Genomic DNA, 25,291 nt, shown 5'->3' with positions numbered 1-25,291 from the left:
TTACAGAAAGCGGTAACAAACAATGGAAATGTCTACTTTTTTCAAAAAAAGTTTCTGGCCAACCTTTTTGACTGTTCAGCAAACATATATACTATTTTATCTAAAGGATGGTTTGGATCGACAATACCTAACAACTGATTCCATACATTTGGTGATAGGGTTCTTTATATTTGCAAATATTTTCGTAGCTATCTTTAACAATTCAAAACTTTGGAATAAAAGTTGGGATAAAAAGAGTGATAGTAGTAAGAAAAAATATGTTCTGAAAAAGTAATCTGAGATGTAGGAAATGGGTTATTAAATGGGTATCATTTCCAGTTGACGCAAGCTTAAAAAAACGATATAATAAGAAAGTTGAGATTTGATTTTCAGTTGTCTTAGTCCAGAGAAATGGCGGTGCTGCGAGCCATCTAAGCTAGAAAGTCATGCTACTCAATCATACAATTGCATAAGAATAAGAGAATGACAAGTTCATTGAATGAAGGTGGTACCGCGGTTTTTCGCCCTTCGTGATATGAGCTTGTCTTTTAATTTTTGGAGGTGTTGATGAAAACATTTCTTGTCAAACAAAAGTTTCGTCTTGGAGGCGAACGCTTCGCTATCAAGGATGACAGGGGAGAAATCGCCTATCAGGTAGAGGGATCATTTTTTTAAGATTCCCAAAACTTTTACCATCTATGATGTTAATGGTGAACAAGTCAGTCAGATTAGTAAAGAAATCTTGACCTTGCTTCCTCGTTTTGAGATTCAGCTTCGGGATGGCTCGAGTTTTGTCATTCGCAAGAAGTTGACCTTCTGGCGAGATAAGTATGAGTTTGATAATCTAGGTCTTCGTATCGAGGGCAATATCTGGGATTTGAATTTCAAATTGCTGGATGATCGCGATCAGCTGATTGCGGAAATTAAGAAGGAACTCTTCCATCTGACCTCTACCTATAACGTAACGGTCCTTGAGGACGCTTATGCAGACCTAGTCATTTCCCTCTGTGTCGCGATTGACTATGTGGAGATGCTGGAAAGCCAATCACATTAAACAAGTAAATAAGGAGACAATATGAAACAACTATCTAGTGCACAAGTACGCCAAATGTGGCTTGACTTCTGGGCAACCAAAGGTCACTCTGTAGAACCATCAGTGAGTTTGGTTCCTGTAAATGACCCAACACTTTTGTGGATCAACTCTGGTGTAGCAACTCTTAAGAAATACTTTGATGGGACTATTATCCCAGAGAATCCACGTATTACCAATGCGCAAAAGGCGATCCGTACCAATGACATCGAGAACGTAGGGAAGACTGCACGTCACCATACTATGTTTGAAATGTTGGGGAACTTCTCTATCGGTGATTACTTCCGAGACGAAGCGATCACTTGGGCTTATGAGCTTTTGACAAGCCCTGAATGGTTTGATTTTCCTGCTGAGAAACTTTACATGACTTACTATCCAGATGATAAAGATTCTTACAACCGTTGGATTGAAGTGGGAGTGGACCCAAGCCACTTAATTCCAATCGAAGATAACTTCTGGGAAATCGGTGCTGGGCCTTCTGGACCTGATACAGAAATTTTCTTTGACCGAGGAGAAGCTTTTGACCCAGAAAATATAGGTCTTCGCCTTCTTGCAGAAGATATCGAAAACGACCGTTACATTGAAATCTGGAACATCGTTTTGTCACAATTTAACGCAGATCCTGCTGTTCCTCGTAGCGAATACAAGGAATTGCCACACAAGAACATTGATACGGGCGCTGGTTTGGAGCGTTTGGTGGCCGTTATCCAAGGGGCTAAGACCAACTTTGAAACGGACCTCTTCATGCCAATCATTCGTGAAGTGGAGAAATTGTCTGGTAAGGTTTATGACCAAGATGGCGACAACATGAGCTTTAAGGTCATCGCAGACCACATCCGTTCCCTTTCATTTGCCATCGGTGATGGTGCCCTTCCAGGAAATGAAGGTCGTGGTTATGTCCTTCGTCGTCTTCTCCGTCGTGCTTCTATGCATGGTCAAAAATTGGGAATCAACGAGCCTTTCCTTTACAAACTCGTTCCAACTGTTGGAAAAATTATGGAAAGCTACTATCCAGAAGTGCTTGAAAAACGTGACTTTATTGAGAAAATCGTTAAGAGTGAAGAAGAGTCATTTGCCCGTACCCTTCACTCAGGTCAACACTTTGCCCAAGGCATCGTAGCTGACTTGAAAGAAAAAGGTCAATCTGTTATCGCTGGTTCAGATGTCTTCAAACTTTATGACACTTATGGATTCCCAGTTGAATTGACTGAGGAAATCGCTGAAGAAGCTGGTATGACTGTAGACCGTGAAGGTTTTGAAGCAGCCATGAAAGAACAGCAAGAGCGTGCGCGTGCGTCAGCTGTCAAGGGTGGCTCAATGGGTATGCAAAATGAAACCCTTCAAAACATCACTGTAGAAAGTGTCTTCAACTACAATGCTAGCCAATTATCTTCTAAATTGGTGGCTATCGTGGCTGATAATGCAGAGGTAGAAGCTGTATCAGAAGGAACTGCCTCACTTATCTTTGCGGAAACGCCATTCTATGCTGAAATGGGTGGACAGGTCGCTGACCACGGACAAATCTTGGATGAGTCAGGTAAGGTTGTGGCTACTGTGACAAATGTTCAAAAAGCACCAAACGGACAAGCTCTTCATATAGTTGAAGTCCTTGCACCACTTACCTTGAACCAAGAATATACCTTGGCAATCGATACTAATCGTCGTCACCGTGTTATGAAAAACCACACTGCGACTCACTTGCTTCACGCTGCCCTTCATAATATCCTTGGAAACCACGCAACACAAGCAGGATCTCTTAACGAAGTTGAATTCCTTCGCTTTGACTTTACACACTTCCAAGCAGTAACTGCAGAAGAATTGCGTGCGATTGAACAGCAAGTCAACGAAAAAATCTGGGAAGCTCTTGAAGTGAAGACAGTTAAAACGGATATTGACACTGCTAAAGAAATGGGTGCTATGGCCCTCTTTGGTGAGAAATACGGTAAAGAAGTCCGTGTTGTTACTATTGGTGACTACTCTATCGAGCTTTGTGGTGGTACTCACGTTGGTAACACTTCTGAGATTGGCCTCTTCAAGATTGTCAAAGAAGAAGGTATCGGATCAGGAACTCGCCGTATCTTGGCAGTGACTGGTAAGGAAGCCTTTGAAGCCTACCGTGAACAAGAGGACGCTCTTAAAGCTGTCGCAGCAACCTTGAAAGCACCTCAACTTAAAGAAGTACCTCACAAGGTAGAAGGACTTCAAGAACAACTTCGTCAATTGCAAAAAGAAAATGCTGAGTTGAAAGAAAAAGCCACAGCTGCAGCCGCAGGCGATATCTTCAAGGATGTGAAGGAAGTCAATGGTCACCGTTACATTGCTAGCCAAGTATCTGTATCTGATGCTGGTGCTCTTCGTACTTTTGCGGATAACTGGAAACAAAAAGACTACTCTGATCTTCTTGTCCTAGTTGCCGCTATTGGTGATAAAGTCAATGTCCTTGTAGCAAGCAAGACAAAAGACCTTCATGCAGGAAACCTTGTCAAAGAATTAGCACCAATCGTCGATGGACGTGGTGGTGGTAAACCAGACATGGCCATGGCAGGAGGAAGCAACCAAGCTAAGATCCAAGAATTGTTGGATGCAGTAGCAGGTAAATTGTAAGAAAATAAAGATCTATCCATTTGGGTAGGTCTTTTTGTGAATAGAAAAAAGCCAAATCTGATTGGATCTGGCTTTATAATCAATGGCAATTAGATTGTATTGGCAGTCCAGACACTTACCGAAGCAGCTGAGACTGGAAATTGTCCATAACCTTCCTCATCAATTGTAACTTGACCTTGGTGGTTTTCAAGTAAATCTACAAAGGTTTGGTTAGCCCATTCTTGGCCGACAAACATTGACTTGCTGTTTTCTTGGTCATTTGAGATAAGAACTGCGATTGGGGATTGATGTTCAGCACCTGAACGTACCCAACCGATACAGTTAGGATCATCAAAGTAGTCTGTTTGCTCTCCATAGGCCAAATCTTTTCGGATGGCTAGGAGGCGGTCAAGGCCTTCTTTGAAATCTTGTTGAGCATACTGCCCTGAAATCCCATAGTAGTCTCCGTAAAAGACACATGGAAGGCCGTCTTGGCGTAATAGAATGAGGGCATAGGCTGCTGGTTTGAACCATTCTTTAACAGTAGATTCAAGAGCCTGACCACGTTGGGTATCGTGGTTGTCGACAAAGGTTACAGCCTTGTAAGGTTTGAGCTCAACCAAGCTATCTGTGAAAATACCACGAAGATCATAGTTTGCGCCAGCTTGACTGGCTTCAAAGAGATTCTGGTGGAGACGAACATCGACAAGGTCAAAGCGTTCTTCCGTTTTTTCAAGATAGTCCAGATTGGCTTCCTTGTCAGGATTCCAAAATTCACCAAAAACATAGAAATCCTCACCGTATTTTTCCTTCATATCACGGATAAAATTGCTCATGAAGAAAGAGTCAATGTGTTTAACGGCATCCAAGCGGAAACCAGCTACACCAGTCGTTTCCATGAACCAGTCAGCCCAGTCATAGATATTTTGGATGACTTCAGGATGTTTAAAGTCTAGGTCGGCATACATGAGGTAGTCGTAGTTACCGTTTTCATTATCGACCAATTCCTCATTTGCCCAACCCTTGTTGTCTCCTTGAATCAGATAAATCCCAGACTTTCGGCGTTTGGCATCATAGTCTGTACCAGTGAAGTGGTACCAGTGCCAGTGGAAGTCATTGTAGGTATCTTGGCGACCATCGAAGGTAAAGCTAGTCCAGCCATTGATGGTGAAGGGTTCCCCAAGTTCAACTGTACGGTCTACAGGATCCACTTCAATAACCTGAAAGGCTTCCATGTGATCAGCAGCAGCCTTGTGATTGAGCACCACATCGGCCATAGGTTGAATTCCCTGTGCTTTTAGAGCTTGAATGGCTTGAAGATAGTCTTCTTTGAAACCATACTTGGTGCGGACAGTACCTTTTTGATTAAACTCGCCTAGGTCGAATAAGTCATAGACCCCATAGCCGACATCTTTTTCATTGGTAGCCTTGAAGGCTGGTGGCATCCAGACATGGCTGATACCGAGATCAGCTAGGTGTGGAGCATCTTCAGCCAGACGCGTCCAGTGCTGGCCGTCATGGGGCAGATACCATTCAAAGTATTGCATGAGTGTTTGATTTTGCATGATGTTTCCTCTTACTTGTCAATCTTGTTCTTTATTCTATCATAAAGTATCGGTTAGCTCAAACGTTTGCGTAAAACTGAATAATAAGTTTTTGACTATTTTATATAAAATGTTGATTTTTAAAATGAAAGCGCTATAATTATAGTAAATTACATAGATAAAGAGAGGAGATTTCTCATGATTGAATTTCAAAATGTTAGTAAGTTGTATGGTGATAAAGAGGCCTTGAGCAATCTCAATCTGCAGATTGAAAATGGAGAGATTATGGGCTTGATTGGCCATAATGGGGCTGGAAAATCGACCACTATAAAATCCTTAGTCAGTATCATTTCACCCAGCAGTGGTCGTATTTTGGTAGACGGTCAGGAGTTATCGGAAAATCGTTTAGCTATTAAACGAAAGATTGGCTATGTAGCAGACTCGCCTGACTTATTTTTACGCTTAACGGCCAATGAATTTTGGGAATTGATTGCTTCATCCTATGATCTGACTAGCTCTGACTTGGAGGCTAGTCTAGCTAGGCTATTGAACGTTTTTGATTTTGCTGAAAACCGCTATCAGGTTATTGAAACCCTTTCTCACGGAATGCGTCAGAAAGTCTTTGTCATCGGAGCACTCTTGTCTGATCCTGATATTTGGGTTTTGGACGAACCCTTGACTGGTTTGGATCCCCAGGCTGCCTTTGATTTGAAGCAAATGATGAAGGAACATGCACAAAAAGGGAAGACGGTCTTGTTTTCAACTCATGTCCTAGAGGTAGCTGAGCAAGTCTGTGATCGGATTGCCATTTTGAAAAAGGGACATTTGATTTATTGTGGTAGCGTAGTGGACTTGAGAAAAGACCACCCAGACCAGTCTTTGGAAAGTATTTATCTGAGTCTTGCTGGTAGAAAAGAGGAGGTTTCAGATGCGTCTCAAGGTCATTAAAAAATTAGTTGATATCAATATCCTCTATTCATCTCAAGAAGCTAATCTGGCTAATCTACGAAAGAAGCAAGCTAAAAATCCTGGAAAAAAAGTAAATGTTTCCGCTAGAGTCCTCAGTTCTTACATTTTTTCCAGTCTCTTGATGCTCATCATGTTTATAAATATAGCCTTTCGTTTTCCTTTTGAGGAAATGCCAAGTTTTTTTAGTAGCATGATTGCTATTTTACTGGTGCTTGCCTTTTCAACTTCTTTCACTGCATTTTACAATGTCTTTTATGAGAGTAAGGATTTGGTATCGTATAGGCCCTATGCCTTTAAAGAATCAGAGATTATAATTGCTAAAGGACTGTCTGTTCTCTTGCCAGCTCTAGCTGGAATTGTACCAATCCTAGCTTATTTTCTAGTCCTCTATATTAGGCTAGCTCCTTCTCTTTGGCTGGGCTTGCCTTTGATGCTGCTGTCCTTGGCCTTGTTATTTGTCTCTGTTACTTTAGTGATGGTAGTGGCAGTACATTTCTTGGCTCAGACTACGGTTTTCAGAAAGTATCAGTCTATTTTTTCGAATGTGATGATTGGAATAGGAGTTCTCATACCTTTAATATTTGTCCTCTTTCTACAGTCGACTTTTGGAAGTATTGTTGACAAAGTTAGAGACATTCCATTTCTCCTTTATCCTCTTCATATCTTTTACAAAATAGCAGTGGAGCCTTTTTCGACAGAAGCCATACTGGGTCTGCTCGCTTGGATAATTCTAACTCTTTTCTTGCTTTACCTGACCAAAAAGAAGGTTTTTCCTCGTTTTTATGATGTGATCCTACTTAATAGTGAGGAGAAGGTCAAAAAAGAACGTCGCAGTAAGGAGGGGCTTTCAACTACTAAAAAGGGCTTTTTCCGTATGGTTTTACGCTACCACCTCACCCTTTTAGGACAGGGGACTGGCGTGATTACAGTGCTTTTTACAAGTGCTTTCCTTCCTTATCTCATGATGATCGGTCTGATTTCCAACATCCGAGATTCTCAGATAGTTCCGGACATTCATCCTCCATACTGGTTACCCTTGTTTTTTATAGCTCTTTTTATATCTGTTGTCAATAACAATATCACCAGCCTGCATTCAATAGCCTTATCCTTGGAGAGGGAAAATGTTGATTTTCTTAAGAGTTTACCTTTTGACTTTGCTCGCTATGTGAAAGTGAAATTTTGGATTATATTTGCTGTCCAGTCCTTTTTACCAGTTTTGATTTTACTTGGTCTTTCTCTATATCTAGGCTTGCCCATCCTTTCGATGATTTACCTTCTTGTAGTCTGGACCCTTGCCAGTGTCATCCTTTCTTGCCACCATTACTTTAAGGACGTGAAAAATCTGTCAACCAATTGGAGTAACATTACGGACCTGGTGAACCGTTCAAATCGTATAGTAGCAATAGTTTTACTCTTAATTTATAGTGCAATCTTAATGGCCCTTGTAATAGGGAGCATATTCTTGGTTCGGTCTCTCTCCCCTATCCTTGCCATTAGCTTGGGAGTAGGAGCTCTTATCCTTCTGCTTGGTCTTGCTATTTTTGGATATCATTACTACCTGTCACGCATATTGACGGAAATAGAAAAAAGATGAGATAGTTGGTCGCTTGCTTGATAAATCTTATAAAAAGAAATGCTCCTCCAAGACGGAAGAGCATTTTTTATTGTGATTTTGATTCGGTTTCGGCAGACTCGGGGTGGAGTTCTTGGTAACTTGGTGCTTTGAAAAGGTCAGTACTGGTTTTACCTTGTCGTTGGCTAAAGAGACTAGTTGACTGACTACCTTTTTCTTGCTCAATTTTTTGCAGAATTGGTAAGGAATTGAGGTAAGAAATGCTTTCTGTATCAACTGTTCCAAGATGATCTTTTTGGTAGAAACGTATCAAATCACCAGTTTGAATCTGGTCGCTGATTTTTAGCTGTTGACTGGCTGCCTGACGAACGCTTTCTAGTTCAGTTTGAGCTTGTTCATCAAGATTGCTGATTTCAAGACCACTCTCAGTATAGTAGGTACGTCCGTCGTAACTAGTGTATTTAGGTGTGACAAAGGAATTGGCAGTCCGAAAGGCAACGATTTTTTGATGGTCTGGAGACAGAAGATCTTGTCCAACTTGAAGGAAGGAATTGGACTCAATACCAAGGAGGTGTTCGAGAGTCGGTAAGATATCAATTTGTCCACCATAGGTATTGATGATTTGTCCTTTTTCATAACCAGGCATGACTACCATAAAAGGCACTCGTTGCAACATGGCATTGTCGTAATTCGACCAGTTCTCAGAAGTCTTTCCAATCAAAGGTGCCAGGTCAGGATTGCGGGAATTAGAAATGCCATAATGGTCTCCGTAGATGACGATGATGGATTTTTCATAGAGGCCACTTTCTTTGAGATAGTCAAAGAAGGCCTTGATGGCACTATCCAGATAGTTAGCTGTTTGGAAGTAGCCGTTGATTGTTTCATCTTTGGTTTTAGCCAGTGGGAAACCAAGCTCATCTCCCGTCAGATTGCTAGCATAGGGATAGTGATTGGACACCGTGATATACTTGGCATAAAAAGGCTGTTGCAAATGCTCCAGATATTGGATAGAATCTTTCATCATGATTTTATCATTTAAACCATATTGGAAAGAATTGCTACTGTCTTGCTTGGTGAAGTAGGAAGCATCAAAGAAGTATTGGTAGCCCCATTGTTTATAGGTCGTATTTCGATTCCAGAAGGTCCCGATATTACCGTGAAAGACGGCACTCGATTGATAGCCGTTTTTTGATAGGATAAAAGGTGCTGCCTGCTGGGTATTGGTACCACCGTAATTGACCATAAAGGAACCTTGGTCAAGTCCAAACAAACCAGTCTCCAGCATGGTTTCCGCATCTGAGGTCTTACCAGCCTTGACTTGGTTAAAGATATTCGAAAAGGCTAGGGTTGATTGCGAATGGTAGAGGGAATTAAGGAAGGGAGTGACTTCATGATCAGTTCCATCTATGTTGAGTTTATAGTCAAGCAGGAATTGCTGGAAACTCTCCAAGTGGAGATAAATCACATTTTTCCCTTTGGCTAAGCCAAAATAGTCTGGATTGGGCTTAGCAGAATGTTCTTGAATATAATCTGTAATAGGTTGAAGATCAGTCTCAGAGGCCTTGGCACGTTCTTTGTTGGCGCTGTAGGATTGGTTGGCACTATAGCCTAAAAAGGCTGGCAAACTAAGAGCGCGGACAACATAATAATTAGAAAATCCTCGCGATAGGAGATCGGGACGTTCAATCTCTGCCAAGAAAAGATTAGCTGAAAAGAGCAGGGCTGAAAGAGCAGTGATGGCAACACTGGAGCGGAATTTGAAAGGTCTCCTATCCAGCTGGATGATCTTTTTATAGAGAAGATAAGCCAGCAGTGGGAAATCTATAAAATAGATGAAATCCCAAAGGCGTAGTAACTCTAGTTCCGCAGTACCAACAGATACCTTGCTGACTACTTTCATGGTATTAGCCGTGATAAAGTCACTAAATTCTCGATAGTAAAAGATATTAGAATAGAGCCAAATGAATAAAAGACTATAAATAGCTATACTAAGACTGTAAAAGGCCTTGGTTGAGCGAGCATAGAGGGCTAGAGCCAGCAGGAGGAGTCCCAAAGGCAGGGGGTTGAAAAAGGCGATAAAGGCAAGGTAATTTCCCTGCAATTTACCCAATTGAATATCTAAATTGAAGTCAACGGTATAGGCTAATAAGGTTTTGAGCCAATAGAGGATTAAAAGGGTTAGGACAAAACCCAGTCTGGTACCCATGGCTTTTTGGATTTTGTTAAAATTGATTCTCACACAATTACTTCCTAAGTTTTTATTAGTATTAGTATACCATTTTTTAAAACTAGAGTAAAAAAGCAAGGGTAGTTTCTTTTTTGAGAATTGTCACAAAATTTGCTATAATAGTGACTATGAATGGAATAAGAGTCAGCAAAAGGGTTGAAAAGAAGCTCGCAAAGGGGCTTGTTTTACTGGAAGCCAGCGATCTTGCAGATATCCAACTCAAGGATCAGGAAGTAGAAGTCCATAGTCAAGAAGGAAACTTTCTTGGGACTGCCTACCTTTCTCAGCAAAACAAGGGCTTGGGTTGGTTTGTTAGCACAGACAAGGTGGCCTTTAATCAGGCTTTCTTTGAAACGTTGTTTAGAAAAGCTAAAGAAAAGAGAAAAGCTTACTATCAAGATGATTTGACAACTGCCTTTCGTCTTTTTAACCAAGAGGGAGATGGCTTTGGGGGTTTGACAGTGGACCTTTATGGCGAGTATGCCGTCTTTTCTTGGTATAACTCTTATGTTTATCAGATTCGCAAGCTTATCTCAGAAGCCTTTAGACAGGTTTTTCCTGAGGTTTTAGGGACCTATGAGAAGATCCGCTTTAAGGGTTTGGACTATGAATCTGCCCATGTTTATGGTCAAGAAGCACCTGACTTCTTCACTGTTTTGGAAAATGGTGTCCTCTATCAAGTCTTTATGAATGATGGCTTGATGACAGGGATTTTCCTAGATCAGCACGAGGTTCGTGGGAGCCTGGTTGACGGATTGGCTATGGGTAAATCCTTGCTCAATATGTTTTCCTATACAGCAGTCTTTTCAGTAGCTGCAGCTATGGGAGGAGCAAGCCAGACAACTTCAGTTGACCTAGCTAAACGTTCACGAGAATTGTCTCAAGCGCATTTTCAGGAAAATGGAATCAGTACAGAGACAGAGGCCCATCGTTTTATAGTCATGGATGTCTTTGAGTATTTCAAGTATGCTAAGCGAAAAGGCTTGACCTACGATGTGATTGTACTAGATCCGCCTAGCTTTGCTCGGAACAAAAAACAAACGTTCTCTGTGGCCAAGGATTATCACAAGTTGATTTCCCAGAGTCTTGAGATTTTAAATCCGGGAGGGATTATCATTGCTAGTACCAATGCTGCCAATGTTTCCCGCCAGAAATTTATAGAACAAATTGATAAAGGCTTTGCAGGAAGAAGTTACCAGATTTTAAATAAATACGGTCTTCCAGCAGATTTTGCCTATAATAAAAAAGATGAAAGTAGTAATTACCTCAAGGTGATTAGTATGAAGGTTAGTAAATGAAATTAATCGTTTCAGTAATGCCAAGAAGTTTAGAGGAGGCCCAGGCTCTGGATGCCACGAAGTACCTAGATGCCGACATCATTGAATGGCGTGCCGACTATCTACCTAAGGAAGCGATTTTGCAGGTAGCTCCAGCTATTTTTGAAAAATTCGCTGGCCGTGAGTTGGTTTTCACTCTGCGAACTCGCGCTGAAGGGGGAGAAATTGACCTTGCTCCAGAAGAATATATCCATCTAATCAAGGAAGTGGCGCAACTCTATCAACCAGACTATATTGATTTTGAGTACTATAGCTACAAGGATGTTTTTGAGGAAATGCTGGACTTCCCGAATCTCATTTTGAGTTACCACAATTTCCAAGAAACACCTGAAAATATGATGGAAATCTTGTCAGAGTTGACGAGCTTAAATCCAAAACTTGTTAAGGTTGCGGTTATGGCCCACACGGAGCAGGATGTGCTAGACTTGATGAACTATACACGAGGCTTTAAAACCCTCAATCCTGAACAGGAATATGTGACCATTTCTATGGGAAAAGTGGGCAAGGTCTCTCGTATCACTGCAGATGTGACTGGTTCTAGCTGGTCCTTTGCTAGTCTAGATGAGGCTAGTGCCCCAGGTCAGATTTCTCTAGCTAACATGAAAAAAATCAGGGAGATTTTGGATGAAGCTTGATGGCTATACACGTTTAGCTGCCGTGGTTGCCAATCCTATTAAGCATTCTATTTCCCCCTTTATTCACAATAGTGCCTTTGAGGCGACAGCTACCAACGGTGCTTATGTAGCTTGGGAGATTGAAGCGGGTGACTTGGCAGAAACAGTGGCCAATATTCGTCGCTACCAGATGTTTGGTATCAACCTTTCCATGCCCTATAAGGAGCAGGTGATTCCTTATTTGGATGAGCTGAGCGATGAAGCGCGCTTGATTGGTGCGGTCAATACGGTTGTCAATGAGAATGGCAATTTAATTGGATATAATACAGATGGCAAGGGATTTTTTAAGAGCTTGCCTTCTTTTACAATTACAGGTAAAAAGATGACTCTGCTGGGTGCTGGTGGTGCGGCCAAGTCCATTCTGGCACAAGCTATTTTGGATGGCGTTAGCCAGATTTCGGTTTTTGTTCGTTCGATTTCAAGGGAAAAAACAAGACCTTACCTAGACAAGTTACAGGAGCAGACAGGCTTTAAGGTGGACTTGTATGCTTTAGAAGATGTTTCTGAACTGCAAGCAAGGATTGCTGAGTCGGATTTACTGGTCAATGCCACCAGTGTGGGCATGGATGGTCAATCATCTCCAGTTCCTGAAAGCATAGTCTTACCAGAAACTCTCTTAGTAGCAGATATCATTTACAAGCCTTTTGAAACCCCATTTTTGAAATGGGCTAGAAGTCAGGGGAATCCAGTTGTCAATGGTCTGGGAATGTTGCTCTATCAAGCTGCAGAAGCTTTTCAACTGTGGACAGGAAAGGAAATGCCGACAGAAGAGATTTGGCAGTCCTTAACAGAAAAATACCAATAAAGAAAGGGAGATTCTCCTATGAAAATCAGAATCGATATTCCTCATCATCCTTATGATATTCAGATTGAAAAAGGCTGTCTGGCTCAGGCTGGTCAATGGTTGCGAGAACTATGGCAACCACAAAAAGTGGTCATTGTAACAGACAACCATGTAGCTTCTCTTTATGCAGAGAAGGTCAAACTCAGCCTAGAAGATGCTGGTTTTCAGGTAGCCGTTTTTGACTTTTTAGAAGGTGAAGAAAGAAAGAATTTAACCACTGTTCAGAAAGTCTATGAATTTTTAGTTAAGCAGGGTTTGACTCGTAGCGATGGAATCGTTGCTCTTGGCGGTGGTGTCGTTGGGGACTTGGCTGGTTTTGTAGCCTCTACCTATATGAGGGGAATCCACTTTGTTCAGATTCCGACTAGTTTAACTGCCCAGGTGGATTCTTCTATTGGCGGAAAGACAGGCGTTAACACTCCATTTGCTAAGAATATGGTGGGTACCTTTGCCCAACCAGATGGGGTTCTGATTGATCCGCTTGTCCTTGAAACACTTGGAAAGAGAGAGTTGATTGAAGGAATGGGTGAAGTTATCAAGTATGGCCTGATTGAGGATCCAGAACTTTGGGCTCTCTTGACGGAGCTGGATGGTTCTGTAGAGAGCATTTTGGAGCATGCGGAGACCTTGATTGAACATTCTTGTCAGGTTAAGCGCAAGATGGTGGTTGAGGATGAGCTGGACAACGGTGTTCGCCTTTACCTCAATTTTGGCCACACTATTGGCCATGCCATTGAAGCAACAGCTGGCTATGGAAAAGTCATGCATGGTGAAGCTGTGGCTATGGGTATGGTACAAATTTCAAAGGTTGCTGAGGAAAAAGGCCTTATGCCAGCTGGGATAACCCAGTCCATTACAACCATGTGTCAGAAATTTGGCTTGCCTGTTGACTATGAAAACTGGGATGTTGATAAGCTTTATCAGGCTTTGACTCATGATAAGAAGGCGCGTGGCAATACCTTGAAATTGGTCTTGGTACCAGAGCTCGGTTCGACAACCATTCACCCAGTTTCTCTGGAAGAGATGAAAGACTACTTGGTAAAATAAGGAGAGTGTATGAGATATTTAACTGCAGGAGAATCACACGGTCCCCGTCTGACGGCTATCATTGAAGGAATTCCAGCTGGACTTCCTTTGACAGCGGAGGACATCAATGAGGACCTTAAACGCCGTCAGGGTGGCTACGGTCGTGGTGGCCGTATGAAGATTGAGAGTGACCAGGTTGTCTTTACTTCTGGTGTTCGCCACGGGAAGACAACAGGGGCTCCTATTACCATGGATGTCATTAATAAAGACCATCAGAAATGGCTGGATATCATGTCTGCGGAGGATATTGAAGACCGCCTTAAAAGCAAACGAAAAATCACCCATCCTCGCCCAGGACATGCTGATTTGGTTGGGGGGATCAAGTACCGTTTTGACGATTTGAGAAATTCCTTGGAGCGCTCATCTGCTCGTGAAACAACTATGCGAGTGGCAGTTGGGGCAGTAGCTAAACGCATCTTGGCTGAACTGGATATGGAGATTGCCAACCATGTCGTAGTCTTTGGTGGTAAGGAAATCGATGTTCCTGAAAATCTAACAGTGGCTGAGATTAAGCAAAGAGCTGCCCAGTCTGAAGTTTCTATTGTCAACCAAGAACGGGAACAGGAAATCAAGGATTATATTGACCAAATCAAACGTGATGGTGATACAATTGGTGGAGTTATTGAGACAGTCGTTGGAGGTGTTCCAGTTGGTCTTGGTTCCTATGTCCAATGGGACAGAAAATTGGATGCAAGATTGGCTCAAGCTGTTGTCTCTATCAATGCCTTTAAAGGGGTGGAATTTGGTCTTGGCTTTGAAGCTGGTTATCGTAAAGGCAGCCAAGTCATGGATGAAATTCTCTGGTCTAAAGAAGACGGCTATACTCGCCGTACTAATAATCTGGGCGGCTTTGAAGGTGGTATGACCAATGGGCAACCTATCGTTGTTCGAGGCGTCATGAAACCTATTCCTACTCTTTATAAGCCTCTTATGAGTGTGGATATCGAAACCCACGAACCCTACAAGGCAACAGTCGAAAGAAGTGATCCGACCGCTCTTCCAGCAGCCGGTGTAGTTATGGAAGCCGTTGTGGCAACGGTTCTGGCACAAGAAATCCTTGAAAAATTCTCATCAGATAACCTAGAGGAATTAAAAGAAGCAGTGGCCAAACATCGAGACTATACAAAGAACTATTAAGGAGTTCCTATGGCAAAAACAATCTATATCGCAGGTCTTGGGTTGATCGGTGCCTCTATGGCACTTGGCATCAAACGCGATCATCCAGATTATGAAATTTTAGGTTACAATCGCAGTCAAGCCTCGAGAGATATTGCTTTGAAAGAAGGTATGATTGACCGTGCAACGGATGATTTTGCCAGTTTTGCTCCTATGGCAGATATCATTATTCTTAGCTTGCCGATCAAACAAACTATTGCTTTCATTAAGGAGTTGGCCAACTTAGACTTAAAAGAAGGCGTCATTATTTCAGATGCTGGTTCGACCAAGTCAGCCATTGTGGATGCGACGGAGCAGTATTTGGCTGGCAAACCTGTTCGCTTTGTCGGGGCTCATCCCATGGCTGGTAGTCACAAGACAGGGGCTGCTTCTGCGGATGTCAATCTTTTTGAAAATGCCTATTATATCTTTACACCTTCGAGCCTGACAAGTCCTGACACGCTTGAGGAAATGAAGGATTTGCTTTCAGGTCTTCACGCTCGTTTTATCGAGATTGATGCCAAGGAGCATGATCGAGTCACTTCTCAGATTAGTCATTTTCCTCATATTCTGGCTTCCAGTCTCATGGAGCAGACCGCGGTCTATGCTCAAGAACATGAGATGGCAAGGCGCTTCGCGGCCGGTGGTTTTCGAGATATGACTCGGATTGCGGAAAGCGAGCCAGGTATGTGGACTTCTATTCTCTTGTCTAATCGTGAGACTATTTTGGATCGAATTGAGGATTTTAAGGAGCGTTTGGAAGAGATTGGTCAGGCCATCAGCAAGGGAGATGAGGAGCAAATCTGGAATTTTTTCAACCAAGCGCGTGAGCAACGGCAGGCCATGGAAATCCATAAGCGTGGCGGTGTGGATAGCTCTTATGACCTTTATGTCGATGTTCCCGATGAAGAAGATGTCATCTTGCGGATTTTGGAACTACTACGTGGAACTTCCTTGGTTAACATCCACATCAACGAGGAAAACCGTGAAGATATTCACGGGATCCTACAAATTTCATTTAAAAACGCTCAAGACTTGGAAAGAGCCGAGCGCTTAATTTCAGAAAATACGGACTACACAGTTGTCATCAAATAAGGAGAAAAATATGCCTAAAATAGAGCCTAGATTCATATTTGGTATTATCTTTATTTCTTTTATCTTACTTAGAGCTTACGCTGTTAAAAAAGATGTGAAAACTACTTCAGAAGCAAGTGTTGAGACAAAAAATGAACCATCCAAGAAAGAAATAAGTTAAGAGGAAAATAATTCAAAGTATGTAGACGATAGAATTATTAATGACTTTATCAATAGCTATAATCAACATTCGAATAGCCAATTAGAAAATATCAAAAAAGGAAATATAAAAATAAAATATTTCGCATCAAGCTATGGGTATTACTTGGAACTTTTACATGCAAATGATACTGATCAAATCAATGTAGCAATAAATCAGACAAATGAAAATAGTGAATCTGGTGTTGCGGGAATGAAAGAAGTATTTCATGATATTGTTAAATCGATTGAATCATCCTTATCTGATGATGAGATAAATAACTATTTTGGTAATCTTATGTCAAATGAAATAAAAACAGGCTCTAATTTAGGAACTTTGAAGATAGAGTATATACCAGATAAGGAATTAAGCAATGGACATTCAAGAGGTCATATAAAAGTGATTGCACAATAATAAAGACCACAGAGTGACTAGTAATTTTAAAAGAAATGAAAAAGGAGAAAATCATGTCAAATATTTACGATAGTGCAAACGAACTCAGTCGCGGTCTGCGCGAATTACCAGAATACAAGGCTGTTAAAGCAGCTAAAGATGCGATTGCAGCAGATGCTGAGGCAAGCAAAATCTTCACAGAATATGTTGCCTTTCAAGAGGAAATTCAAAAACTAGCACAGACAGGTCAAATGCCAGACGCTTTCTTCCAAGATAAGATGGAAGGCTTTGGCAAGCAGATTCAGGGGAACAGCCTCTTGTCAGAATTCTTTACCAAGCAACAACAATTGGCAATTTACCTTTCTGACATTGAAAAAATTGTTTTTGAACCAGTTTCAGAATTGCTAAAATAAGAAAATAACTATCATAAAGTCAGGAATTTTTAAGGAATTTCTGGCTTTTTATGATAAAATAGGTAAAAGTATTGCAAGTATGAGGTCCAGTATGAAACTAAAAACAAACATTCGCCACTTACATGGCAGTATCCGAGTTCCAGGTGACAAGTCTATCAGCCACCGTTCCATTATCTTTGGAAGTTTGGCTGAGGGTGAAACTAAGGTTTATGATATTCTGCGAGGTGAAGACGTTCTCTCTACCATGCAGGTTTTTCGTGACCTTGGTGTTGAGATTGAGGATAAAGATGGGGTTATTACCATCCAAGGTGTAGGTATGGATGGCTTAAAAGCTCCGCAAAATGCCCTTGATATGGGAAATTCTGGAACCTCGATTCGCCTGATTTCAGGCGTTCTTGCTGGTGCAGACTTTGAAGTAGAAATGTTTGGAGATGACAGTCTTTCCAAACGTCCTATGGACCGTGTGACGATTCCATTGAAAAAAATGGGCGTCAGCATTTCAGGGCAAACTGAGCGAGATCTGCCTCCCCTTCATTTAAAAGGGACGAAAAACCTAGCACCTATTCATTATGAGTTGCCGATTGCCTCAGCCCAAGTCAAGTCAGCCTTGATGTTTGCGGCCTTGCAAGCTCAGGGGGAGTCCGTTATTATCGAAAAAGAGTGTACCCGTAATCATACTGAAGATATGTTGCAACAATTTGGCGGCCGTTTAAGTGTGGATGGTAAAAAAATCACAGTCCAAGGGCCGCAAAAACTGACTGGACAAAAGGTGGTCGTACCAGGAGATATTTCCAGTGCAGCCTTTTGGTTAGTTGCTGGTTTGATTGTTCCAAACTCTCGTTTGGTGCTTAAGAATGTGGGCATCAACGAAACGCGTACCGGTATTATAGATGTCATTCGTGCCATGGGTGGAAAATTGGAAGTAACCGAAATGGACCCAGTGGCTAAATCTGCAACCTTGACTGTTGAGTCTTCTGACTTGAAAGGAACAGAGATTGGTGGTGCCTTGATTCCACGCTTGATTGATGAATTGCCTATTATTGCCCTTCTTGCTACCCAAGCCCAAGGTGTCACAGTTATAAAGGATGCTGAGGAACTCAAGGTCAAGGAAACAGATCGCATTCAGGTGGTGGCAGACGCCTTAAATAGTATGGGAGCAGATATTACTCCGACGGTAGATGGAATGATTATCAAAGGAAAATCAGTCCTTCACGGTGCTAGAGTCAATACGTTTGGAGACCACCGTATCGGCATGATGACGGCCATTGCGGCCCTCTTGGTTGCAGATGGAGAGGTGGAGCTTGACCGTGCAGAAGCCATCAATACCAGCTATCCTAGCTTCTTTGGTGATTTGGAGAGCTTGATTCATGGCTAAGGTATTACTCGGATTTATGGGTGCTGGTAAATCTACAATTGCTAGAGGATTGGACCCTAATTACCTTGATATGGATGCTCTGATTGAGAAACGCTTAGGTATGTCCATTGCGGAATTTTTCGCGGAAAAGGGAGAAGAAGCCTTTCGTCAGATAGAGTCTGAAGTATTAGCTGACCTACTAAAAACGGACCAAGTTGTGTCAACTGGAGGAGGAGTGGTTATTTCTCAACGAAATCGTGACTTACTCAAGACTCATTCTGATAACATCTACCTGAAAGCTGATTTTGAAACTCTTTATCAACGTATCGCAGCTGATAAGGACAATCAGCGCCCGCTTTTTCTAAATAATAGCAAGGAAGAACTTGCAGCTATTTTTCAAGAAAGACAGGCTTGGTATGAGGAAGTGGCCAGTCGGGTTTTGGATGTGACCAAGCTAAGCCCAGAGGAAATTATAGAGGAACTGAGATGAAAATTGCTTATCTAGGTCCCAAGGGATCATTTTCACACCACGTTGTGCAGACTGCTTTTCCTCATGAGGAATTGCAGGCTTTCGCCAATATTACGGATGTCATCAAGGCCTATGAGCAAGGTTTGGTGGACTATTCTGTAGTGCCAGTTGAAAATTCTATAGAGGGTAGTGTGCATGAAACCTTGGACTACCTTTTTCATCAGGCTCGCATTCAAGCAGTGGCAGAAATCGTTCAGCCTGTTCATCAGCAGTTGATGGTGGTTCCAGGTCACACTAAGATTGAAAAGATTTTTTCTCATCCTCAGGCTTTGGCTCAAGGAAAGAAATTCATCGATGAACAGTATCCAGAGGCCCAAATCGAGGTGACAGCTAGTACAGCTTATGCGGCTCGTTTTATTTCCGAACATCCAGACCAGCCTTATGCAGCCATTGCACCAAGAAGTTCTGCTGAAGAATATAGCTTAGAACTGATTGCTGAAGATATTCAAGAAATGGAAGCTAATTTCACACGTTTCTGGGTTTTGGGAGCCGAGGGTGTAACTATTCCCTTGCAAGCACAAAGTGAAAAAATGAGTTTAGCCTTAAGTTTACCTGACAACCTTCCAGGTGCACTCTACAAGGCCCTTTCGACCTTTGCTTGGCGAGGAATTGATCTGACAAAAATTGAAAGTCGGCCACTCAAGACAGCACTGGGCGAATACTTTTTCATTATCGATGTGGACTATGCCGATAAGGATTTGGTCCACTTTGCCCAAAAAGAATTAGAAGCGATTGGAATCCAGTATAAAGTTCTGGGTGCCTATCCCATTTATCCAATATCAGACCATGGAAAGGAGAGAAGATGAGCAAAGAAAATCCTTTAAGCCATCACGAGCAGTTGCGTTATGACTATCTTTTTAAAAACATTCATTACCTCAATGAGCGAGAGAAAAAGGAGTTTGCTTACTTGCAAGGTAAGTTAAATATGGCTAGTGGTAGTGAAGTTTCTCCAGAAATTCATAATGAAAATCACGATATGGAAGAGTCTTTTATGGAACCAGTCAATCAGTCTCCTCTTCCAACCTACGGTAACCGTAGTCGTGCAAAAAAATACCAGAAAAGCCATTCTCTTCCAAAGGTTAAGTCCAAAAAACGTAAGATTCGTTGGGGGCGCATTTTTGCAGGGTTGCTTGCTCTTCTAGCCTGTGTCGGTTTTGGTATGATTTTTATGTTCCTAAAAGGTTATTCAAATGCGGATCCAACCAAACCTGCCAATGCTAAGGCAGCTCAAGTAGAAGTTTTTCATGGTCAAGATACCAAGGATGGGGTCAATATTTTGATTATGGGGACGGATGGACGGATTGGCCAAAACAGTGCTGAGACGAGAACGGACTCGATTATGGTTCTAAACGTTGGTGGCTCAGATAAAAAAATCAAGCTGGCCAGCTTTATGCGTGACAATTTGGTTTATATAGACGGATACAGTCAAGTCATTAATGGTAGAAAGCAGTCCGATAATAAGTTAAATGTTGCTTATGAGTTAGGGGAACAAGAGGGGCAAAAAGGGGCAGAAATGGTTCGTCAAGTTTTGAAAGATAATTTTGATTTGGACATTAAGTACTATGCCTTGGTCGATTTTCAGGCCTTCGCAACCGCTATTGACACTCTATTTCCTGATGGTGTGACGATTGATGCCAAATTCTCAACTTTGGAAGGCCTACCTTTAACCGAAGCTACAGTCGGAGATGATTTACATGCTACGGAAACAGAGTCACCAACCCAGACTATCAAAGTTGGGAAACAGCAGATGAACGGTTCAACCTTGCTCAATTATGCACGTTTTCGTGATGATGACGAAGGTGATTATGGTCGTACCAAGAGACAACAGCAAGTGCTGACAGCTGTTCTGCAGCAACTCAAGGATCCAACCAAACTCTTTACTGGATCAGAAGCACTTGGTAAGGTCTTTGGGATGACCTCTACGAATGTTCCTTATAGTTTCTTATTGACCAATGGTTTATCCTTCCTAGATGGAGCGCAAAATGGTATTGAGAGATTAACAGTTCCAGAACTAGGTGATTGGGTCGATGCCTATGATGTTTATGGAGGACAGGCACTCTTAGTAGACCAAAATAAATATCAAACCAAGCTATCTCAAATGGGAATGAGATAAGATAGAAAAATCAAAGTTTGAAGGCTATTTATCTAGCAGTCAGGCTTTGATTTTTTACAGTCTGCAATAGATTTTCATCCCTTATTTGTGGTATAATGGAACGATACGATAGAAAGAATAATGAACAATATGACTGATTTAAAAGCAATTCAGGCTCGAAGTCTGGAGATGGCTGAATATTTTGTGGCCTTTTGTAAAGAACATGATTTGCTTTGTTATCTTTGTGGTGGAGGTGCTATTGGTGCCCTTCGAAACAAGGGTTTCATTCTTTGGGACGACGACCTAGACTTTTTTATGCCTCGTAAGGATTATGAGAAATTGGCAGAATTATGGCCTCGTTATGCAGATGAGCGTTATTTCCTGTCAAAGAGTGACAAGGATTTTGTCGACCGCAATCTTTTTATTACCATTCGCGACAAGGAGACCACCTGTATCAAACCTTATCAGCAGGATTTGGATTTGCCACATGGTCTGGCCTTGGATGTTTTACCTTTGGATTATTATCCGAAAAATCCAGCTGAGCGAAAGAAGCAGGTTCGCTGGGCACTGATTTATTCACTCTTTTGTGCGCAAACTATTCCAGAAAAGCATGGTGCAGTAATGAAATGGGGAAGCCGTATTTTACTGGGGGTAACGCCAAAAGCTCTCCGTTATCGCATATGGAAAAAAGCTGAAAAAGAAATGACCAAGTACAATCTGGCTGAGAGCGATGGAATCACGGAGTTATGCTCCGGGCCTGGTTACATGAGAAATAAGTACCTAATCGAATCTTTTGAGGATAATCTTTTCTTGCCATTTGAAGAGACAGAGATGCCCGTTCCAGTTGGCTATGATGCCTATCTCAGCACTGCTTTTGGAAACTACATGACACCTCCACCAGCAGACAAGCAGTTACCACATCATGATGCTGTCATCGCTGATATGGATAAGTCTTATACAGAATATAAGGGAGAATATGGAGCATGATGGGTGAAAAAATTAGCGTTATCGTTCCAGTCTACAATGTAGAAGCCTACCTGGAGCGATGTGTGGAGTCAATTCTTCATCAGACTTATACTAATTTTGAACTAATCCTAATAAATGATGGTTCTACTGATTCCAGTGCACAAATCTGTGATCATTTAGCATATCAGTATGAAAATATCAAGGTTTACCATATCGAAAATGCTGGTGTTTCTAATGCCAGAAATATTGGAATTCAGCTAGCGACGGGTGTTTGGATAACTTTTGTAGATAGTGATGATTTCGTCACCAAGGATTACCTAGCTACTTTAGCTAGTGCAGTTGAGGGAGGAAATGTAGGTTTTGTGATTGCTCCTCTACATCATATCAAAAATGGAATAGTGACAGATTTACCCCCGTATTCTGGTAGAAAAGAACTTTGGTCAACAGAAGAAACCATGAAAGAATTACTGATGACCACTAAGACATCATTCTTTCCAGTCGCAAAACTATTTAAGAGAGACCTGCTGGTAGATGAGAAATTTAATACAGATTACCATCTAGCAGAAGATGCCTTGTTTTTAACTGAATTGCTATTAAAGACAAGATGTAGTAGCGTATTTATTGACAAACCAATTTATTATTATGATCATCGTGAGGGAAGTGCGACAACATCTGTTAATCGGTATGTATTTGACACGATAGAAGTTTATAAGAACATCATTGCTCAAGTATCACAAGCCTTTCCTCGTTTAAAATATGAATTAAAAAATAGAGAATGTTGGTCATATATCACAGTCTACGATAAAATCATATTTACTTCATCTGAGCAGTATCAAAAGGAGAAAGTCGAACTAAGGACTTGGATTATTCAGCATCGACACGAAATATGGAAGGATATTTATTTCACCACATTTCGTAAGATAGCTGTCCTGTCACTTGTCTTTTCTCCATGGATATATAAAAAAATTGTTGGATTAAGAAACTAATATTATGAGAAGGAGTTGAAAATGAATTTTCCAATAATGAATGAATACTTTGAAAAATCAAAACTATGGGTTTCATATCTGTTTGTTTTTATTTCGATTTTAAGTATGAGTTCACTAGTTTATAAGATAGCCAATCCTCTTTATAAGGGATTATCAGCAATTGTATTGTTTTATATTTGCTATACATTATTGTTTAAGTGGAAAAAAATCATAGTAGATCGTAAATTTCTGTCCTTATTTGGTCTATTGGCTGGAAGTCATCTGTTATCAGCTATTTTCAATCGCTCTGGACATTTGATTGGAAATGTGATTGAGATTCTCTTTATGGTAACCTATATTTTATTATTTACCATGTTAGAATCAGGTCAATTAAAGAAATTATTTGATTGGATTGCTTACACTATTCAAATTATTTCTTTTTCTTCTGCGATTTTTGCATTTACATTATTAGTAAGTAAAGTACTTATCCTATTTAAAATTGGACAGCAATCTTATTACTATGGTGTTATGAATGGGCGTTTGTGGGGAATTGTCAATCCCAATGCTAGTGCAATTTTTTCATATATTAGCATTGTTTTGGCTATGTATTTGATTCATAAAGGAAGTAAATATTCTGTCTATCTTAAACTGAATAATGTGATTCAATTAGTTTATTTCGCAACCATGCAAAGTAGGGGTGCTTTATTATCTTTAGTGTTAATGATTGGGTTTTATAGTTTCTTTATTAACAGGGGCAAGTTAGCTAAGCGATTTCTAATATTTATTGTTTCTGCTTTACTTGTTTCTGCTACTAACATCGGATTGAGTTATGTAACTTCTATTTACATATCTTCGGGGAAAGCGACTGTATTAGACTTAAATAAAGGACAATCTTATGCAGAAACGGATTCTTCAGTTATAAAAAAAACAGGTGAACTTCATCTAATAGAAACAACACCTAGTGGTAGAACTTATATTTGGAAAAATGCTATAAAAATGGGAAGTGCGAAACCAATTTTTGGTTACGGTGTAAGGAATGTTCCAGATTATTACACAAAATATTTCAGTAAATTCGAAATTCAAAATTCTCTTATTGGTGGAAATTTCCATAACATTTTGGTAACGATATTTGTTAGTTCTGGAATTTTAGGTTTAGTATCCTTTCTGCTTCTACTAGGATATGTAATTAAGCGCTTTTTGACTTATTTGATTGTTTCCAAAAAGAACTCTGAAAAGTTGATTATGATTCTTTTCTTTGGCATCTTGTTCGGTCAATTATTTGAAAGTCAGATTATGTACTCAACTAACTTTATCAATATTATTTTTTGGTTGATTATTGGTTATGGATTAGTTGTTTGCAAACGTGATGAAGGTATTCGTTACCAGGAAGTAACTGATATTAGAGAGATTCAACAGATGGAACTAGGAATCATGGAATACATTCATGAAACTTGTCAGAAAATTGGTGTCAAATATTTCCTAGCTTATGGCAGTCTTATCGGTGCGGTTCGTCACAAAGGTTTTATTCCTTGGGATGATGACATGGATATCTGTATGTTACGAGAAGATTATGAAAAGTTGCAAGACTATCTTATCGCTAACCCTGATGAACGTTACGAAGTGATGTCTTATAAAAATAATCTCAACTATGTCTATCCCTTCATGAAAGTGCAGGATAATCAAACTTATTTACTAGAAGAAGATGTTCGAATTGATTCCAATATGGGAATTTATGTAGATATTTTCCCTGTAGATGGTTACGAGGATGACTCGGTTTTTAAAGATAAAATGACGAGACTTATAAAAAAACGTCAATTAAGCTGTTATACATTTAAAGGGATTACCAATACTAAAAGTCTATTAAATTCTTTAATTCGCTATATATCAGTCATTATCTTCTATTTCACAAATACGAATAAGTATATTAGAGGCATTGATGAGCTTGCTAAATCTAGAAAAGTAGATGATTACGAGTTGGTTGACTATCTTATTTATAAAGATATGAATAAACCAGTCTGGAAGCGGGAGTGGTTGAATCAAACTATTACGGGTGTATTCGAAGGTAAGGAATTTATGATTCCAAAAGACTATCATGAAATTCTGACCTCGGACTACGGAGATTATACGCAACTGCCACCAGTTGAGCTAAGGTTCTCTCATCATGATTTTCAATTGTGGAAAATTATTAAGGTATCCCAATGATGTTATTGAAATGAAGAAACCATTGACTCGATATAAAAAGATT

General features: G+C 40.7%; 22 protein-coding genes and 1 pseudogene. 21 read left to right on the top strand and 2 right to left on the bottom strand.

All coding sequences use genetic code 11. The features are described 5' to 3' along the window. The first annotated feature begins 22 nt into the window (after positions 1-22). The 3 genes and pseudogenes from NMM17_RS01995 to alaS all read left to right on the top strand — a co-directional run bounded on the left by NMM17_RS01995 (position 23) and on the right by alaS (position 3,673). Positions 23-274, top strand: coding sequence for a hypothetical protein (locus NMM17_RS01995; RefSeq protein ID WP_000426062.1), 252 nt, complete (start codon positions 23-25; stop codon positions 272-274). A 272-nt stretch (positions 275-546) separates the two neighbouring features. Beyond that, a pseudogene (locus NMM17_RS01990) lies at positions 547-1,033 on the top strand (LURP-one-related/scramblase family protein). A gap of 21 nt (positions 1,034-1,054) precedes the next feature. Beyond that, positions 1,055-3,673, top strand: a complete 2,619-nt coding sequence (gene alaS / locus NMM17_RS01985; RefSeq protein WP_049502178.1) for an alanine--tRNA ligase — start codon at positions 1,055-1,057, stop codon at positions 3,671-3,673. 89 nt (positions 3,674-3,762) lie between these two features. Here alaS and NMM17_RS01980 read toward each other — a convergent pair whose 3' ends face one another. Then, a complete protein-coding gene (locus NMM17_RS01980; protein WP_001181038.1) occupies positions 3,763-5,217 on the bottom strand; it encodes an alpha-amylase in 1,455 nt (484 codons plus the stop codon). A gap of 177 nt (positions 5,218-5,394) precedes the next feature. On the opposite strand from NMM17_RS01980, the gene NMM17_RS01975 reads away from it, so the two are divergent. Both NMM17_RS01975 and NMM17_RS01970 read left to right on the top strand, forming a co-directional pair. Next, positions 5,395-6,144, top strand: coding sequence for an ABC transporter ATP-binding protein (locus tag NMM17_RS01975; RefSeq protein ID WP_000569198.1), 750 nt, complete (start codon positions 5,395-5,397; stop codon positions 6,142-6,144). Then, entirely contained in the window at positions 6,125-7,759 is a 1,635-nt protein-coding gene (locus NMM17_RS01970) for a hypothetical protein (protein ID WP_001237592.1), read from the top strand. Before NMM17_RS01975 ends, NMM17_RS01970 begins: the two co-directional genes overlap by 20 nt. Positions 7,760-7,826: 67 nt before the next feature. Here NMM17_RS01970 and NMM17_RS01965 read toward each other — a convergent pair whose 3' ends face one another. Continuing rightward, on the bottom strand, positions 7,827-9,944 hold the full coding sequence (locus tag NMM17_RS01965; RefSeq protein ID WP_029690068.1) for an LTA synthase family protein: 2,118 nt from the start codon (positions 9,942-9,944) through the stop codon (positions 7,827-7,829). A 149-nt stretch (positions 9,945-10,093) separates the two neighbouring features. Here NMM17_RS01965 and NMM17_RS01960 point away from each other — a divergent pair, with 149 nt between their 5' ends. From NMM17_RS01960 to NMM17_RS01885, 16 genes are all read left to right on the top strand, one after another. After that, on the top strand, positions 10,094-11,263 hold the full coding sequence (locus NMM17_RS01960) for a class I SAM-dependent rRNA methyltransferase (protein WP_254753734.1): 1,170 nt from the start codon (positions 10,094-10,096) through the stop codon (positions 11,261-11,263). After that, entirely contained in the window at positions 11,260-11,937 is a 678-nt protein-coding gene (aroD, locus tag NMM17_RS01955) for a type I 3-dehydroquinate dehydratase (RefSeq protein ID WP_000767749.1), read from the top strand. Before NMM17_RS01960 ends, aroD begins: the two co-directional genes overlap by 4 nt. Further along, positions 11,927-12,781 (top strand): shikimate dehydrogenase, encoded by an 855-nt coding sequence (locus NMM17_RS01950; protein ID WP_254753733.1) that lies wholly within the window; start codon positions 11,927-11,929, stop codon positions 12,779-12,781. Before aroD ends, NMM17_RS01950 begins: the two co-directional genes overlap by 11 nt. Positions 12,782-12,799: 18 nt before the next feature. Next, positions 12,800-13,867, top strand: a complete 1,068-nt coding sequence (gene aroB, locus NMM17_RS01945) for a 3-dehydroquinate synthase (RefSeq protein WP_254753732.1) — start codon at positions 12,800-12,802, stop codon at positions 13,865-13,867. 9 nt (positions 13,868-13,876) lie between these two features. Then, entirely contained in the window at positions 13,877-15,043 is a 1,167-nt protein-coding gene (gene aroC / locus NMM17_RS01940; protein WP_001269851.1) for a chorismate synthase, read from the top strand. 9 nt (positions 15,044-15,052) lie between these two features. Then, complete coding sequence (locus NMM17_RS01935) at positions 15,053-16,156, top strand: prephenate dehydrogenase (RefSeq protein ID WP_001140490.1); 1,104 nt, start codon at positions 15,053-15,055, stop codon at positions 16,154-16,156. Positions 16,157-16,166: 10 nt separating this feature from the next. Further along, positions 16,167-16,316 carry a hypothetical protein gene (locus NMM17_RS01930; RefSeq protein ID WP_001124153.1) on the top strand — a complete coding sequence of 50 codons (150 nt, stop codon included), beginning with the start codon at positions 16,167-16,169 and terminating at the stop codon, positions 16,314-16,316. Positions 16,317-16,460: 144 nt separating this feature from the next. Further along, the gene (locus NMM17_RS01925; RefSeq protein WP_254753731.1) at positions 16,461-16,748 is read left to right on the top strand and encodes a hypothetical protein; all 288 of its coding nucleotides are present in this window, start codon (positions 16,461-16,463) and stop codon (positions 16,746-16,748) included. A gap of 53 nt (positions 16,749-16,801) precedes the next feature. Continuing rightward, complete coding sequence (locus NMM17_RS01920) at positions 16,802-17,140, top strand: YlbF/YmcA family competence regulator (RefSeq protein ID WP_254753730.1); 339 nt, start codon at positions 16,802-16,804, stop codon at positions 17,138-17,140. A gap of 91 nt (positions 17,141-17,231) precedes the next feature. Beyond that, complete coding sequence (gene aroA, locus NMM17_RS01915) at positions 17,232-18,515, top strand: 3-phosphoshikimate 1-carboxyvinyltransferase (RefSeq protein WP_049550650.1); 1,284 nt, start codon at positions 17,232-17,234, stop codon at positions 18,513-18,515. Then, entirely contained in the window at positions 18,508-18,984 is a 477-nt protein-coding gene (locus tag NMM17_RS01910) for a shikimate kinase (protein WP_254753729.1), read from the top strand. The genes aroA and NMM17_RS01910 overlap by 8 nt, the downstream gene beginning before the upstream one ends. Next, positions 18,981-19,829: a prephenate dehydratase gene (pheA, locus tag NMM17_RS01905; protein ID WP_254753728.1), complete on the top strand. Its 849-nt coding sequence runs from the start codon at positions 18,981-18,983 to the stop codon at positions 19,827-19,829. The genes NMM17_RS01910 and pheA overlap by 4 nt, the downstream gene beginning before the upstream one ends. After that, entirely contained in the window at positions 19,826-21,136 is a 1,311-nt protein-coding gene (locus NMM17_RS01900) for an LCP family protein (RefSeq protein WP_254753727.1), read from the top strand. Before pheA ends, NMM17_RS01900 begins: the two co-directional genes overlap by 4 nt. Before the next feature lie 120 nt (positions 21,137-21,256). Continuing rightward, positions 21,257-22,102, top strand: a complete 846-nt coding sequence (locus NMM17_RS01895) for a phosphorylcholine transferase LicD (protein ID WP_254753726.1) — start codon at positions 21,257-21,259, stop codon at positions 22,100-22,102. Then, positions 22,099-23,067, top strand: a complete 969-nt coding sequence (locus NMM17_RS01890) for a glycosyltransferase family 2 protein (RefSeq protein WP_254753725.1) — start codon at positions 22,099-22,101, stop codon at positions 23,065-23,067. The genes NMM17_RS01895 and NMM17_RS01890 overlap by 4 nt, the downstream gene beginning before the upstream one ends. A gap of 21 nt (positions 23,068-23,088) precedes the next feature. Continuing rightward, positions 23,089-25,248, top strand: coding sequence for a LicD family protein (locus NMM17_RS01885; protein ID WP_254753724.1), 2,160 nt, complete (start codon positions 23,089-23,091; stop codon positions 25,246-25,248). Positions 25,249-25,291: the final 43 nt, after the last annotated feature.

Source organism: Streptococcus sp. CF7_Ac1-12 (assembly GCF_024295905.1).
Classification (GTDB): Bacteria; Bacillota; Bacilli; order Lactobacillales; family Streptococcaceae; genus Streptococcus; species Streptococcus mitis_AP.
The sequence above is the reverse complement of the archived record's forward strand: the minus strand, read 5'-3'. Positions and strand labels throughout refer to the sequence as shown.